This is a genomic window from Vibrio sp. LQ2, assembly GCF_023920125.1.
Lineage (GTDB): Bacteria > Pseudomonadota > Gammaproteobacteria > Enterobacterales > Vibrionaceae > Vibrio > Vibrio fluvialis.
In genome coordinates this window covers 3153436-3168294 of the sequence record NZ_CP085308.1, presented here as the reverse complement: position 1 = coordinate 3168294, position 14859 = coordinate 3153436, and the positions used below count along the sequence as shown (strand labels likewise).

The window sequence follows — 14859 nt, the reverse complement described above, 5'->3', positions numbered from 1 at the left end:
AAAAAAAGGGTAAGCAACCCTAAGGCCGCTTACCCGTATGCAAACACACAACAAATACAGAAAAATACGTTTATTTCTTACCCAGCAAAGGCAGCTTTTCAAGCATGTTTTTTAGGTTCAATGAATCCCATGGCAAGTGTTCAGCGATACCCAAGCCCACAACTTCGGTGTTTTCGCTGGCTACGTTAATAACTTTTACAACGTCTTCCAGAGTGATCTGCCCCTGAGCGATCCCTTCATAGGCATCTGCCGGTACATTTGGATTTTTGAACAACAATGAGCCGAAGTTCGCGATACTAAGAACATCAAGATCAAGGTGAATCGCCAGTACCTTAATGTTCTCTTCTTCTACCCATTTTTGAATCGAAGTAATTTCACTTTGAATCTCTTCCGGGCGACACACACGCATGTTGCGGTCTTTCAGGAAGTTCGCTTCAAACTCGCTTTCGTTATTAACTCCAGCGTACATAATCTTGTTCGTTTTAATTGGCGTACTAACAAAGTTAGTCAGATCGCTGTCACCTTCACCCATCAGAGCACGTAATACCGATGCATGAGAATGTTCAAATTCTTCAGATGTCATGATATCCGGATGAGCATCCACCCAAAGAATACCCAGATCATCTCCGTACTTTTCTTGCAAGTATGCAAATGGTGCTAAATCAACCAGACAGTCACCGCCAAGAACAACCAGACTATCCGGCGAGTGTTTTTGGATAAGCTCTTTTGCGTGTTGAATTTGAGGGATGATCTCTGAACGACCCACAATCCCATTTTCGTTCTCAAGCTGACGGTTTTCGTCAAAAGTGACATTCACTTGTTCAACCGGACCGTTCGCTTCAGGCGCTAACCAGGCCAGCAACTGAGCACCGAAATAGTAAGCGTGATTGTTTCCGCCTTGCCATTGCGGCATGAGTAGTCGAAGGGTTTTGTTATTTTCTACAGACATAAATAAATTACCTTAAATTGAGATACAGACTAACCTCTGTATCACTCATAAACTGTTGCAAATACACGTGCTGGGAAGCTGGCAAGTGGGACTCGGGGCGGAACCGCAGTCAAATAGGCATCTTTACCTTCTGCGGCAGCGATGTTGGTCATATCTTCACAAATCACAATGCCATTACTCAATAAAATGTTGTGAACCGGAATCGCTGATTCCGAGGTTTCGATGTTATCAACCAACGGAGAATCTATCCCAACCAGAACAACGCCTTGCTTTACTAAATAATCAGCCGCTTCAACAGAAAGGTATGGCGTATTAATTCCGTACTCTTCCTTTCCAAAAAACTGGTCATGCTTGCTGTTAAGCAGTACCGCTTTACCTGTCACATCTAAGCCTTCAAAATCTTCCACTTCAAAAGAGATTCTGCTGTCTGGCTTATTCACCACAATAAGCGGAAGGTGAGCTAATTTTTCTAATGGGTAATCACAAATCTTGTCACCATCCGGGTCTTCATGATAAGGCGCATCGATATACGTACCGGAAATACCCAGCAAGTTAATCCCGTCAATCAGAGCATTATTGCCAAATCGAGGGAAATGGTCATACACCTCGACATGGCTAAGCCCCGGGTAAGTTTCCATTCCATGTTCTAACTTGTGGTTAAGTTCGATATATTCCTTCACAACTATCTTAGTCATTGAATCCGTCCTGATTATTTGTGTTCCATTACTAGTCAATATACTCGCTCCGAAGGTGAATACTTGGCTGAAAAAGACAGATACTTGTTCAGCAGTGCCAAGTCACTTCACTTCAGGTAGCAATACCTGTCATTCGCCTAACTGCTCCAGCCGAAGCAAAATGGTTCCCTGAGCCTGACGGGAGGTTAAATGCCGATATGCTTGATCGTATTCTTCAAGCGGAAATACACTATCGATCCGAGGTTTTATTTCCCCTTTCTCTAATAGAATTTTTAGAACATGAAACACATGTTCAACGTCTTCATCCGTTTCTAAATGCGCATCAAAACCAAGCAGTTTTTTCTCGTAAACAACGACATCAACAATATCGATTTCTGAAGTAAAACCACCAGCAAACCCAATAGAAACGGCAGCACCCCGGGTTTTCAGACATTTCATTAACTGGCCTAAAACTTCACCCGCCACGGTATCAAAAGCTAAATCAACACCTTTACCCTGAGTAAGGTCCAATACCGTTGAAACCATATCCTGAGCAGAAAGGTCAATCACATGTTTAGCACCAGAATCCAACGCATTGGCTATTTTCCCGCTGGTTGAAACAACGCCAATTGGTGTTGCTCCTAATGCGTTTACCAGCTGTATTAAAGCGTGACCAAGAGAACCGGTCGCACCCGAAATCAGTACTGTTTGTCCCTTTTTAAGCTGGCCCACCCGACTAATTGCCTGATACGCAGATACGTAATTAATTGGCAACGCCGCAGCAATATCCAGATCAGTACCGACCGGAAGTTCGACAATCCATTTGTCTTCTACCAATACGAATTGTTGTTGCAAGCCATCTTCGGTAATGCCCAAAGCACCGCCACCATAAATAGCCACAGCAGTACCCGCTTTAAAACGCTCACTTTCTTCAATGATACCAGAGCCATCATTGCTTAATACTAACGGGGCTTTTGCTGCAGGAACGCCGCCCATTCGAATCTGGTTCGACAGTGGATTTACCGTTGCAGCATGCATTTTCACCAGTGAAAATCCCGGCTTAATTTCAGGAGTTGAACGCTCTTCAATTTGAAGAACCGGCTGAGCACCGAATTGCTTGGCGACTAATGCTTTCATTGTTATTCCGACAATTCTCATACGCTGCACATGTCAGCGTGATTAAACGTGATGGAATTATGAATGAAAGCTCACTACAAACGTTACTCTCTAACGGACAGCCTGTTTGCTGTAAACGCCAAGTTTAACCCTGACGAAGTTGTGAAGGCGTAACGCCGTATGTTTCTTTAAACATCTTGCTAAAGTGAGAAATATTAGAGAAACCGTGGTGGTGTGCAATATCACTGATAGGTACATCTGGCTTGGTCATTACCCACTTATAGCTTGCTTTAATCCTTTGCTGCCATACCCATCGCATGACCGAAGTCTTTTCCTTACTGAACAATCGGCTCAATGTTCTTGAAGACATATGAAATTGCTGAGAAATGGATTCAACAGACAAAGACGAGTCACCAATATTGTCAATAATGAATTGCTGAACCAATGTCAGGTTATCTTTCTTATCACGCTGAATCGCTCGATCACCTTCAGGTGAAGCAACCTCAAATGCACTGCCCAGCATAGATAAAATGGCAAAGAGCATCTTATCGCCAACAATATCTTCCTGCTCTTCACTTTCCCATGCTTGCTCGATCATTGAACCAACGAAGCGCCCTAATGGTGAGTCACGTTTAAGTGTCTTATTTAATAGGAATTCGGCGCCGTTTATTCTTGCATTAAAGACTGAATGAGGTACTGAGATAACTATTTGGTTATCTCCTTGAGGGAAACGATATGAGAATGGCTGGTTGTTGTCGTAAACAACAATATCGCCATCTGACTGTTCTGTTGTCGTATTATTTTGAGTTAGCTGAGCATAGGGGCATAACGACAGGCAGATAAAATAATCATCCGTATAACTTGCTTCTTCCGTTTCGTGGTACTCCATCGGTGTGGAGTGTATACGGGTGATTAAGGCACTTCTCCCCAGAGATTTAACCGCTAACTCCCCCTGAAAATCACCTTCAGTCAGGTTAGTATTTTTGGTCACCGCGGAATACGTAGAGCCAACCAGACTTTGCCAGTATTCAAAACTCTCTTGTGCTCTAACGTCTCGTGTGGAATAGCTTCTACTCACTAACTCTCTCCCCCTTCGATTAACGCAGTAATACAACCTGATAAAAGGTCGAGTGCTCGTATATGAATATTATCAAGCTCAAAAGATGCATTTAACCGAATGCAGTGATTATACTGCCCCGTCAAACTAAACATCTTGCCAGGAGCAATACTGACATTTTGTAGCAACACCCGATGGTAGATTTGAATCGCATCAATATGTTTAGGCAGTTCTAGCCAAATAAAATATCCACCATGCTGGCTGATAATCTTAACCTTATCTGGCAGCTGAGATTGCAGCACTTCAACCATTCTCTTTTTACGCTCGGCAAGTTTCTTACGTAACTGTTTGAGATGTAATTCATAATTACGGCTGGTCAAATATTGAACCAGAGTCATTTGAATTGGCGCGCTAGTGGCCATTGTGCTCATTAATTGCAGCTTCTGTATCTCAATCGCGCGTTTGCCTGCCGCAACCCAGCCAATACGTAAACCTGCGATTAAAGATTTTGAAAACGAAGAACACAGCATGACATTACCTGAATCATCGTACGTCCGCATTGCGCTTACTGCTTCATCGCTCTCATACAGTTCACTGTACACATCATCTTCAATCAGTGCGACGTGATACTTTTGCATCAATTCAACCACACGCCTCTTCTTTTCATTTGATAACGTATAGCCAAGCGGATTCTGATGATTAGACATCAACCAACACGCCTTCACATCGTGGGTTTGCAACGCGCTCTCAAGTGAGTCCAAATCAATCCCAGTAAAGGGATCCGTTCGAATAGACAGGGCTTTCAGCCCTAAACGTTCCAGTGACTGCAAAGCACCATAAAATGTTGGCGACTCCACAACAACCCAGTCACCGGGACGAGTGCAGGCTTGTAGACTCAAATTTAACGCTTCCAGTGCACCAGCAGTAATGACTATTTCATCCGGCGAAATTTCAATCCCCTTTGCCGCATATCGTTTAGCAACGATCGACTTGTACAATGAAATCTATAAACCAACCAGCGGAAAGCTGTTTACCCAGTGCTATACGCCTTTCTGCTACATTTTGAAGAACAAACTGGGGTTAGATATTCCGACGGGTCAAGCTTCCCACATTCTTCGCCATACCTTTGCCAGCCACTTCATGATGAATGGTGGCAATATCCTCGTACTACGCGACATTCTCGGCCATGCAGATCTCAGTATGACAATGCGCTACGCGCACTTCGCTCCAGATCACCTGACGGAAGCTATTTCCCTAAACCCTATCGCCTCGCAGACTGCCGCCACTGAAAAAAGTTGAGGCTCTGTCGCCACTTTGTCGCCACTTACCCTTTTTGACGTAAAAAAAGAGCCACTAATAGCGGCTCTCAATAGTTCGTATTTTCCGAGCAATCTTACGATCACTCTTTACCGAATACGTTGTTCTCTTGCTCTTGTACGCGGATGAATGTAGTACGCTTTGTTAGCTCTTTAAGCTTTGCTGCGCCTACGTAGGTACAGGTTGAACGCACACCGCCTAGGATGTCTTGAATAGTGCCGTGCACACTGCCACGGTATGGCAATAGTACGGTTTTTCCTTCAGCTGCGCGGTAGCCCGCTACGCCGCCAGAGTGTTTGTCCATCGCGCTCTTTGAAGACATGCCGTAGAACTTCATGAACTTCTCGCCGTCTTTTTCGATGACTTCGCCGCCTGACTCTTCGTGACCAGCCAGCATGCCGCCCAGCATGACGAAATCTGCGCCGCCACCGAAGGCTTTAGAGACATCGCCTGCACATGAACAGCCACCGTCACCGATGATGGTGCCGCCAAGGCCGTGTGCCGCATCAGCACACTCAATGATGGCAGACAGTTGCGGATAACCGACACCAGTTTTGACGCGAGTGGTACACACAGAGCCTGGGCCAATGCCGACTTTCACGATGTCTGCGCCTGCAAGAATCAGCTCTTCACACATATCGCCTGTCACAACGTTGCCTGCTGAGATCACTTTATCCGGGAAGGCTGCGCGCACTCGTTCAACGTACTCAACCAGATGTTCTGAGTAACCGTTGGCAATGTCGATACAGATGAAGATGAATTCATCTGACAGCGCCATGATGTCTTGGGTTTTTTGGAAGTCTGCGTCGGAAGTACCGGTAGACACCATCACGTTGTTCAGGGTGGCTTTATCTGCGGTTTTCGCAAACTCAGCCCAGTCTTCAACGGTGTAGTGTTTGTGGACTGCGGTCATTACACCATGCTCAGCCAGCGCTTTGGCCATCGCAAAGCTGCCCACTGAGTCCATATTCGCCGCAATGACTGGCACACCGGACCATTGACGACCACTATGCTTGAAGGTAAACTCGCGGGTTAAATTTACTTGAGAACGGCTTTTCAGGGTTGAACGTTTCGGGCGAAACAGGACATCTTTAAAACCCAACTTAAGTTCTTGTTCGATACGCATTGTGTAATTCCTTGATTGATTCACAGTTTGTGTCTCTTTTGCAGAGTGCGTAGTACCGCGGTTGGCAGACTTTGGTACTTTTCGGACACAAAAAAACCGGAGCGTTGGCAGACGCTCCGGTTTTCAGCATTATAGGCCGCGATTTCTTTCCGGCAAGTCTGATATTTGACTTTTTTTTGTGTTACCCTGTCGAAGATTTCATACCTGTTCGCACTCCTTTCTCTCCCCTTCGCCTAAATATCAGATTTAACACTTAATATTCAGTGAGTTAATTAGAACCTACTTATTAAACTGCTCTAGGAAAACGTTCACCGCAAACGTTCACTCTGAGTGAGAAAACCTAAAAGTGGGACTGATATCTCATGTTCAAACGGACAAATGGCAGCAAAACACCACAAATTATGACGGCGATATTTCGCTGATCACACATTTTCTTCTCTCTGCGTCGAAAGCCTCTGAAACGGTGTAAACCTTGCTAAGGTTTAACTATCGCTAATTCCTTCAACGGAAGTTAGCAGCGCCAAATACCTGTTTTTGGCTAACTTCTATGAAACAGCAGTGGAGAACAACAATGATAAAACCCATGATCGCCGGGATAACGCTGGCAACACTGTTTGCCGCCACGCCAACTTTTGCCGCCACCAACAGCCAGCATCAGTTCAACGTTGATGCAGGTTATACCACCTTAGATAACGGTCACAGCAGTGATCAGGTATTTACCACAACCGTCGGTTACAGCTACTACTTTTCGCCTTTCATGGGCGTAGATTTAGGCTATAACGGCACGATGTCGAGCACCGCAAAACTGCGCGATGGCAACGGCAATGCCATCGAAACCAAATACGACAGTTTCTACGGCGGTATTCGCGCTGAGGCGCCAGTCACCCGATACGCCACACTCTACGCGCGCGGCGGCTTTGCCTATACGCAGTTGGAAGAAACGAATGTCAGCACCGTGCCGGAAACCTCCTCGACACATTCGGGCGTTAATCCGTATGTGAGTGCTGGCGCTCGCGTCGCCACCGGATTGAATCCGAACCTCGAGTTTACGGCTGAAGTCAGTTACCAAGACCTTGATAAAGGTTACTCCAGTACCTCATTCAGTGTGGGTGCGCGTTTTAGAATGTAATTTTTTTCCTCAATCTGAACATAAGGCGAGCGACCACCGCTCAGCCTTTGTTCACACACAAAACTTATGGTTTATTTTTGCCACCATCCGTTTAACTATAGCGATAATTAATTGAAGTCAGGTCTTATTTAAGGAGACTGCTATGATCGATATCGCTTTCTTCAGCGCAAAAACTTACGACGAAACCTCATTCAAAAAAATCGTCGACAAAAACGCGTTCACGCTCCATTTCCATGATTTTCGTTTAACGAAGAAAACCGCCAAAATGGCCAAAGGCTGTAAAGCTGTATGTGCCTTTGTGAACGATGATCTGAGTGAAGATGTTCTGACTGAACTGTATCAAGGGGGTACCCGCCTTGTTGCGATGCGCTGTGCAGGTTTCGACAAGGTTGATCTGGATGCCGCTAAACGCATTGGTATGCAAGTGGTGCGTGTTCCGGCTTATTCACCGGAAGCTGTTGCGGAACATGCCATTGGTCTGATGATGTGTCTGAACCGCCGCTACCACAAAGCGTATCAGCGTACCCGTGACGCGAACTTCTCTTTGGAAGGCCTGGTCGGTTTTAACTTTTATGGTAAAACCGTCGGCGTTATTGGCTCAGGTAAAATTGGCATCGCGGCCATGCGTATTCTCAAAGGGCTGGGCATGAACATTTTGTGTTTCGATCCGTATGAGAACCCGCTGGCGATTGAAATCGGCGCAAAGTACGTGTCGCTGCCAGAGCTGTTCGCCCAAAGCGACATCATTACCCTGCACTGTCCGATGACGAAAGAGAACTACCATCTGCTGGATGAAAATGCGTTCAATCAAATGAAAGACGGCGTGATGATCATCAACACCAGTCGAGGTGAACTGCTGGATTCGGTTGCCGCGATTGAAGCGTTGAAACGAGGTCGTATCGGCGCACTGGGGTTGGATGTGTACGATAACGAGAAAGATCTGTTCTTCCAGGACAAGTCGAACGATGTCATTGTCGACGATGTGTTCCGTCGCCTGTCAGCGTGTCACAACGTACTGTTTACTGGCCATCAGGCGTTTCTGACCGAAGATGCCCTGCACAATATCGCCCAGACAACGCTGAACAACGTACTGGCCTTTGAGCAAGGCACGACGTCAGGCAACGAACTAATTAACTAAACTGCGCAGATGGTGCAGTAAGTCACTGGCGAGCAAGCCACGCTCGCCAAACGCTTTGGCGTTTTGATCCGCCGCTAAACTGTGGATCAAAACGCCCATTTTCGCGGCCTCAAACAGACTCAGGCCCTGCGCAAGCAGTGAAACGATAATACCTGTCAGCACATCGCCCATTCCGCCCGTTGCCATTCCCGGATTGCCCGCCAAGCACACGTACGTTTCTTTGCCATCACACACCAGTGTCCCGGCCCCTTTCAATACCACCACGCCGCCATATTTTTTCTGCAGCGCTTTCACCGCGTTATAACGATCCGCCTCGATATTGGAGACTTTGGTATCCATCAGTTTGGCCGCTTCTGCCGGATGTGGCGTCAGAATACGCTGCTGGTCGAAGTTTGCGGATTGCGCCAGAAAATGCAGCGCATCAGCGTCCATGACTTTCGGTTTGGTCTGCTTTTGCACTTTGTGCATCATTTGCAGCGCGGTGTCATTTCGCCCCAGTCCCGGGCCAATCGCCAGCACATCACACCATTGCAGACGCTCATCGATCATCGCTTCGTCAGTCCATCCTGCCGCCATGATTTCAGGACAAGCGGACAACATGGGAGCGGTATTACTCGGATGCATCAGCGTGGCGGTTAATCCACTGCCGACCCGCGCACACGCCTGAGCCGCAAGGATCACCGCGCCCCCCATACCGTCATTTCCGCCCACGATCACAGCTTTGCCATGGCTGCCTTTGTGCGAGCAGGGTTCTCGCTTGGGCAGCAGTTGCTTAAGCGTTTTCTGATCGATCGCCTGAACGGTCGGCACATTTTGCTGGCTAAAGCTTTCTTCCAGCCCCAACCCGGCAAAGTGCAATTCTCCAACGTAGTTACGCGCTTTACCCGTTACTAACCCTTGTTTCAGCCCGATAAAACTGACGGTATGCTGAGCGCGTATCGACGTGCCCAAAACCGCACCAGTGTTGGCACATAACCCTGACGGAATATCAATTGCGACAATCGGCGCTGAGCAGCGGTTCAGCGTATCAATCAATTGCTGCATCGGTTCGCGAACGGTACCCGTTAGGCCAGTGCCGAGCAGCCCATCGACGATCAAATCAACATCATCCGGCACCACTTCATCGATCGGATACACTTCTCCCCCATGATCCAGCCAGTGGTAATAGGCAGAAAGTGCATCTCCCTTGAGCTGCTCTGGATCCCCTATTTGCCAAACCGTTACCTGAACGCCCAGCGAGCGGGCCAGACACGCCACAATATAACCGTCGCCACCATTGTTACCGCCACCGCAACATACCAGCCAGTGATGCGTTCCCGGATATTGGGCATACGCGACGGTAAACACCGCCTGTCCGGCCCGTTCCATCAGGCTGAACATCTCCAACCCTTTGGTTTTGGCCGCCATCACTTCACCTTGTTTGACTTGTTGCGCGGTATAGAAAACTTTCGGTAACGGCATCAGTTTGGTCCCTGTATACAAAACAATAAACTTAAAGTGTATGCAAAAAAGCCAAGGTTCACCTTGGCTTAGTTGTCAATTTTCTGCTTGGACGCGATTTACTTGGGTTGCAACGTCATCAGCGCTTCGGCGGTGGCATCCTGTATCGACAAGAATAATGAATTCACCTTGCCTGTCGGCGTTCGCATCGGGTTGAGCGTGATGTTTTGATACATGAACTCGGCCTGCTGGGTCACCGGACGCACGTTGCGGCATTTAAACAGATACGGACGCTGCTGCCAGGTAATGAAACTGCGACACCCCAAATCGTAAACAGGCTTGGTTTTGAGTTTGAACCACTCTTTATGAATCTCAGGAAACAGAGTAAACAAGGATTGGCCTATCGCTTCATGCGCTAACTTACCACTGTGATGAGTCATAAAGCCGTTCCAAACCTGAACGTTGTAATCACGATCGAGGACAATCAGCCCCATATCGACGTTCTGAACCATATCCACCATCCAGTGAAATTGTTCAAATTCTGCAGGAAGCGACAACATCAGAAATCCTCCATCAGATAAGCGAGTTTGCTGTCCAGAAGCGGTAGCGATTCATCAACAAACATAAACAAGAGATCGCAGCGGATCGACGTGCCTTCTATGTTGTAACTGACTTCAAACGTCATGGTTTTCTTAAACGAACCTGCGGTTGACTGAATCACTGAATCGATTGGAATGTGCTGACCGAGCAGCACCGGCGAACTCTGGAAGAAACGCACTTCGGCCTGCTCGCCCAACCCATTAAGAAAAGACCCGACCAAAATATTGGAGACATCCATGATGAGCTCCAGCTCTTCCAACTCTTCATTATCCGCGGGCACTTTCATCAGTTTTTTCAGATCGGCGACACTGGAATCGGTCAGCAAAACTAAGGCTTCCCCGGCAATCCCTTCGCCACTAAAGCCCTGACACACACCGGAAACGTGGACGTTATCTGCCAAGTCACGCAGCGCCATGTGCAGTTCACTCACTTCAAAAATATTTACGTTTGGCAGAGGTAACTGCACAAACACATCGAAGTGACGTGCTAAAGCATCCGCTGCCCGGCCGATAGAAACGTTCGCCACTTCCATATAAATATCGCGGCGGCGCAGAACCGGCAGTTCAATGGAAATAGGCGTAACGATACGTGGCTGCGTGGGCGGTTCAACCAGCGTACGGATAACCGCATTGAGATCGTCTTTATTAATCGGTTTTTGAATGAAAGCTTTAGCACCGAGGGCCAATACGCGTTCTTTCGCTTTGGGTTGAATATCGCCGGACACCACCACCACAGGAGTGGTATAGCCTTTATCACGCATTGCTTCTAACGTGCCGAAACCATCCAGTTCCGGCATCGTCAAATCGAGAAACATCAACTGAAAGCGCTGAGTTTCTAAAATACTCAGCGCATCCAGTCCATGTACGGCAAAGGTGATATCTGCATTAAGCGATGCAGGGAGAGAGCGTGCCATCTGCTTTCGAGCCAACGCTGAGTCATCGCAGATGAGTACTGAATACGACATATCATCACCTTCTCATTCTCATTTTGGGTTTAACCTAGAGTGTATACCTAAATTTGCGAGAGAGGCTAGAATTGTGGCCTTAATTATTGATAAATAGGATGATTCCTATCCGTTAGTAATTTGGCCATAAAGTCAGAAGGACAATACGTAGAACAATAGCCAACACAACCATCGCAACCCCGAGTCGATATAACTTGTATTCCTCGATGGTCATTGGAACGCGCTTGTAAAACATTGTCGCCACACCTTTCCAATCCTGACTGCGTTTGCCGTATCGGGTAATCCCTGTCAGCACCAGCAAAATGCCCACTAAAAGTACACTTTTTTCAATCCAAAACAGTGCGGTTTCCATACTTCTACCATCCTTCAGTTACAACTCAACAGACAGTGTATAAAGAAACGAGCGGTATGACTGTAGAACTATAGTCGAACGTCAGGACACGCGAGATGAGCCACAAAAAAAAAGAGGCCTGACGGCCTCCATTTTTGTAATTGCTTAGTGATGTAGGGTTGGTTTGGGCACCACTGTAATGCTGTCTCGATAGCTGAACCACAAATAGGTCACGACAATCGAGAAGAACAAATAGGACAACGCAAACACTAATGGCGAGGTAATCAGTTGCGCCGACAGTCCCCAAGCTACTCCTAATACGGTGACACCCACTTTCGCCAACAATCCACACACCAGCAGGAATACCGCTAGTTCAGGGAAACGAGAGCTGCGAAACGCAAACCAGTAACAGCTACCTACCGCCAATGCCGCGACAGATAAGCCAAGCATGAAAGAATGGAAATGTTCAGCTGACGCAACACCTGCCGATACCGATGCCATCATGATCAATAACAGTTTCATAATCTGCCTACCTTAGTTACAGAAAGCATCCTTTCAAATTTGAAATCTCACTTTTTGCATATTTTCTCGCATCGAATTTTTATTTCAAGAGCAAAAAAGCAACAAAAAATGAACAGAACTCAGGCCCAAAGCGATTGTTAATTAAGCGTTAAATTAGGCAGAGAGACACTTTTAGACTTACCAAAGCTTAGCGCGAGACATCTTTTCGAAAGATGACATTTTGAAACAAAAAATTAACCATAATTTTTTTATGACTAATGTTTTCATTTTGTGATCAGCGCACAGTTAACCCACGGCGAAAAACTTCAGATTGCAAAAATGGAAAGGAGCACTGATTACGGAGATTGAAAATGGCAGAAAAGAGGAGGAACGGAAGAGATAGCTGTATCACACTTTTAAACTATTGACCGATTTAACAACGCGAGGGTTATCGTCTTAGGGATTGCTCTCTGCTACTTTTGCGCCACCTTTGATTAACCTCACTTTCACCTCATGCCGTCACAGTATCGAATCGACAAAATTGTTGAGATTGGCGACACACTTCATCGCAGCGGATGTGCCCCTTATAAAGTAGAAAAATACACCCAGTTTTATGCGCAAAAACATGGGGTGGATGTGATGATTCAGGCGACACCGACAACGATCAACTACCAGTTTCCAGACGACAACAACGCTGTGGTCATGAAACGTTTAAAGCCAGCTTCAATTAACCTTAGCTTGCTGGCCAATACGATTATCCGTATCAACCAGCCAAGCCATGAACCAGTTCCCGAACCCATTGGTTATCCCAAATGGATCATCGCGCTCGCCAATATGGGAATTCCGCCAGCCTATCTGATGTTAGTGGGGAGTACGCTGGAAGCGGTTATGATCGCCGTGTTACTTGGCTTTCTGGTTTGGATCAGTCAACTGATTTGCCATTCACGCCGAGCGATTGCGGTGGAATTTGTGGCTGCACTTATTACTGGTGTGCTGGTGGCATTTCTGGCCAGTACCGGCTTACCCATTCCGGTTTGGGCGTTATGTGTTGCGGCCGTGATTCTATTTGTCCCCGGATTATCAATTGCGAACTCGTTGGAATGTTTGGCCTTCAACGACCTGGTCTCCGGCACCAGTTTATTCGGTCAGAGTGCGCTGACGCTCATTAAGCTTTTTGTCGGCATTGTGATTGGTTTAAACATCGGGGAAGCGATATGGGGTCAAGCTCCGGCGACAACGTACAAAAACGAAGTACCGCTGGCCCTGCATATTTTCGGCTTGTTCCTGCTCTCGACATCGATCGGTGTCCTGTTTAATGCACGCCCGAAAGATATTCTGCTCGGTTTGCCCGTCGCCGTATTGGGGATGTGGGGACCATTTTATCTCGGCTTTGATGCAGGATGGGTGGTGGGCACCTGGGTAACGACCGTACTGATCACTTTGTATGGCACCTGGCTGGCCAAAAAAATGGAGCTCACAGGCTCCATCTATATCGTTCAGGGGATCATTATTCTGGTTCCGGGTAGCCGGGTGTTGATCAGCGCCAGCCAATCGGTATTTGAACAGTCGATTCTGCCAATCCCAAGCATTGGCCTATCGGCGTTGTTTATGTTTTCCGCCATCGTTGCGGGCCAGATTACCGCCTATTCGATTTACTCTCCTAAAATCGAACGTTAATCATGTTGCCCTAAGTTAAGAGCCCTATTCGAAAGTCACTCTTAAGCGGCTTTTGAATAGGGCTCTTTCCCTCTGTGTTTCATTTTGCGGCTGAAACTACCTTTCCCTTTTTTCGCTTTCTCGACTCGTTGTCTGAACAACTGACTGGTAACGACGGCTTTTAACGCGTTGTCTTTGATCGTACCGCGACCAAACTCGGTTTCTATTACCGGATTGTCACGAGACATCTTTGATGAATGACTCATCATCGCCTCCTTTGTATTGGCATTAACATGTGATTACATTTTCGTAGCACATTTTGCGCCGAAATCTTGGCGTGTCAATCATCTACGAGGAACTGGGGCCACTATTTTTAAGAATGAGTACATACACAATTGCACAGAAATGGCGCATAGAGCATAAAATCTGACAAAATCTGAAAAAGCTTTTCGAGAGACATCAAGATTCGATTGACAACCCTACGGATTGCTCTAGACTCGTTAGCAGCTAGAAATGAAGTTCTTTGTATACACATTCGTTGGATTACTTGTAACTCCCGTCGTGTCGTACGCAATAGCAATCTACTTTTCCACGCTATCCGCGCCGTGATCGGCCACAATATTTAAATTTTTTTAGGATATACACTATGTCTACTCCAGTTACTGGTACCGTTAAATGGTTCAACGAAACTAAAGGCTTCGGCTTCATCAAACAAGAAAACGGTCCTGACGTTTTTGCTCACTTCAGCGCAATCCAAGGTGACGGTTTCCGCACTCTTGCTGAAGGTCAAAAAGTTGAGTTCGTAATCACTCAAGGCCAAAAAGGTCCTCAAGCAGAAAGCATCAAAGTTCTGTAATAGAC

General features: G+C 46.7%; 15 protein-coding genes and 2 pseudogenes. 5 read left to right on the top strand and 12 right to left on the bottom strand.

Annotated features, from left to right (window positions below; genetic code table 11):
- Nucleotides 1-70: 70 nt before the first annotated feature.
- The 5 genes and pseudogenes from LGV68_RS14790 to LGV68_RS14770 all read right to left on the bottom strand — a co-directional run.
- Nucleotides 71-949: an arginase family protein gene (locus tag LGV68_RS14790; protein WP_061055899.1), complete on the bottom strand. Its 879-nt coding sequence runs from the start codon at nucleotides 947-949 to the stop codon at nucleotides 71-73.
- 41 nt (nucleotides 950-990) lie between these two features.
- Nucleotides 991-1644 carry a cyclase family protein gene (locus tag LGV68_RS14785; protein ID WP_203345229.1) on the bottom strand — a complete coding sequence of 218 codons (654 nt, stop codon included), beginning with the start codon at nucleotides 1642-1644 and terminating at the stop codon, nucleotides 991-993.
- A gap of 129 nt (nucleotides 1645-1773) precedes the next feature.
- A complete protein-coding gene (locus tag LGV68_RS14780) occupies nucleotides 1774-2760 on the bottom strand; it encodes a zinc-binding alcohol dehydrogenase family protein (RefSeq protein WP_222751009.1) in 987 nt (328 codons plus the stop codon).
- A gap of 124 nt (nucleotides 2761-2884) precedes the next feature.
- The gene (locus LGV68_RS14775; RefSeq protein ID WP_222751011.1) at nucleotides 2885-3817 is read right to left on the bottom strand and encodes a helix-turn-helix domain-containing protein; all 933 of its coding nucleotides are present in this window, start codon (nucleotides 3815-3817) and stop codon (nucleotides 2885-2887) included.
- Nucleotides 3817-4788 (bottom strand): annotated as a pseudogene (locus LGV68_RS14770) (PLP-dependent aminotransferase family protein); the annotation flags it as partial. The pseudogene LGV68_RS14770 and the gene LGV68_RS14775, both read right to left, overlap by 1 nt.
- Between LGV68_RS14770 and LGV68_RS14765 the strand changes: the two are divergent.
- Nucleotides 4784-5095 (top strand): annotated as a pseudogene (locus LGV68_RS14765) (tyrosine-type recombinase/integrase); the annotation flags it as partial. The pseudogenes LGV68_RS14770 and LGV68_RS14765 sit on opposite strands and share 5 nt — an antisense overlap.
- Before the next feature lie 100 nt (nucleotides 5096-5195).
- Here LGV68_RS14765 and LGV68_RS14760 read toward each other — a convergent pair.
- Nucleotides 5196-6239: a GMP reductase gene (locus LGV68_RS14760; protein ID WP_020329838.1), complete on the bottom strand. Its 1044-nt coding sequence runs from the start codon at nucleotides 6237-6239 to the stop codon at nucleotides 5196-5198.
- 571 nt (nucleotides 6240-6810) lie between these two features.
- Here LGV68_RS14760 and LGV68_RS14755 point away from each other — a divergent pair.
- Nucleotides 6811-7368: an outer membrane beta-barrel protein gene (locus LGV68_RS14755; RefSeq protein ID WP_233920834.1), complete on the top strand. Its 558-nt coding sequence runs from the start codon at nucleotides 6811-6813 to the stop codon at nucleotides 7366-7368.
- Nucleotides 7369-7510: 142 nt separating this feature from the next.
- The gene (locus tag LGV68_RS14750; protein WP_047462007.1) at nucleotides 7511-8506 is read left to right on the top strand and encodes a 2-hydroxyacid dehydrogenase; all 996 of its coding nucleotides are present in this window, start codon (nucleotides 7511-7513) and stop codon (nucleotides 8504-8506) included.
- Here the strand turns inward: LGV68_RS14750 and LGV68_RS14745 are convergent.
- The 5 genes from LGV68_RS14745 to LGV68_RS14725 all read right to left on the bottom strand — a co-directional run bounded on the left by LGV68_RS14745 (nucleotide 8495) and on the right by LGV68_RS14725 (nucleotide 12363).
- On the bottom strand, nucleotides 8495-9967 hold the full coding sequence (locus LGV68_RS14745; RefSeq protein WP_020329834.1) for a bifunctional ADP-dependent NAD(P)H-hydrate dehydratase/NAD(P)H-hydrate epimerase: 1473 nt from the start codon (nucleotides 9965-9967) through the stop codon (nucleotides 8495-8497). The two genes, LGV68_RS14750 and LGV68_RS14745, sit on opposite strands and share 12 nt — an antisense overlap.
- A 98-nt stretch (nucleotides 9968-10065) precedes the next feature.
- Nucleotides 10066-10506: a PAS domain-containing protein gene (locus tag LGV68_RS14740; RefSeq protein ID WP_024375598.1), complete on the bottom strand. Its 441-nt coding sequence runs from the start codon at nucleotides 10504-10506 to the stop codon at nucleotides 10066-10068.
- Nucleotides 10506-11510 (bottom strand): response regulator, encoded by a 1005-nt coding sequence (locus LGV68_RS14735; protein ID WP_020329832.1) that lies wholly within the window; start codon nucleotides 11508-11510, stop codon nucleotides 10506-10508. The genes LGV68_RS14740 and LGV68_RS14735 overlap by 1 nt, the downstream gene beginning before the upstream one ends.
- A 112-nt stretch (nucleotides 11511-11622) precedes the next feature.
- Nucleotides 11623-11862: a hypothetical protein gene (locus tag LGV68_RS14730; RefSeq protein WP_020329830.1), complete on the bottom strand. Its 240-nt coding sequence runs from the start codon at nucleotides 11860-11862 to the stop codon at nucleotides 11623-11625.
- Between the two features lie 144 nt (nucleotides 11863-12006).
- The gene (locus LGV68_RS14725; RefSeq protein WP_020329829.1) at nucleotides 12007-12363 is read right to left on the bottom strand and encodes a hypothetical protein; all 357 of its coding nucleotides are present in this window, start codon (nucleotides 12361-12363) and stop codon (nucleotides 12007-12009) included.
- Nucleotides 12364-12855: 492 nt separating this feature from the next.
- On the opposite strand from LGV68_RS14725, the gene LGV68_RS14720 reads away from it, so the two are divergent.
- Nucleotides 12856-14019 carry a threonine/serine exporter family protein gene (locus LGV68_RS14720; RefSeq protein WP_020432828.1) on the top strand — a complete coding sequence of 388 codons (1164 nt, stop codon included), beginning with the start codon at nucleotides 12856-12858 and terminating at the stop codon, nucleotides 14017-14019.
- Between the two features lie 41 nt (nucleotides 14020-14060).
- Here the strand turns inward: LGV68_RS14720 and LGV68_RS14715 are convergent, their stop codons facing one another.
- Nucleotides 14061-14267: a ribosome alternative rescue factor ArfA gene (locus LGV68_RS14715; RefSeq protein ID WP_269205753.1), complete on the bottom strand. Its 207-nt coding sequence runs from the start codon at nucleotides 14265-14267 to the stop codon at nucleotides 14061-14063.
- A gap of 377 nt (nucleotides 14268-14644) precedes the next feature.
- On the opposite strand from LGV68_RS14715, the gene LGV68_RS14710 reads away from it, so the two are divergent.
- Nucleotides 14645-14854 (top strand): cold-shock protein, encoded by a 210-nt coding sequence (locus LGV68_RS14710; protein WP_000106983.1) that lies wholly within the window; start codon nucleotides 14645-14647, stop codon nucleotides 14852-14854.
- Nucleotides 14855-14859 lie beyond the last annotated feature (5 nt).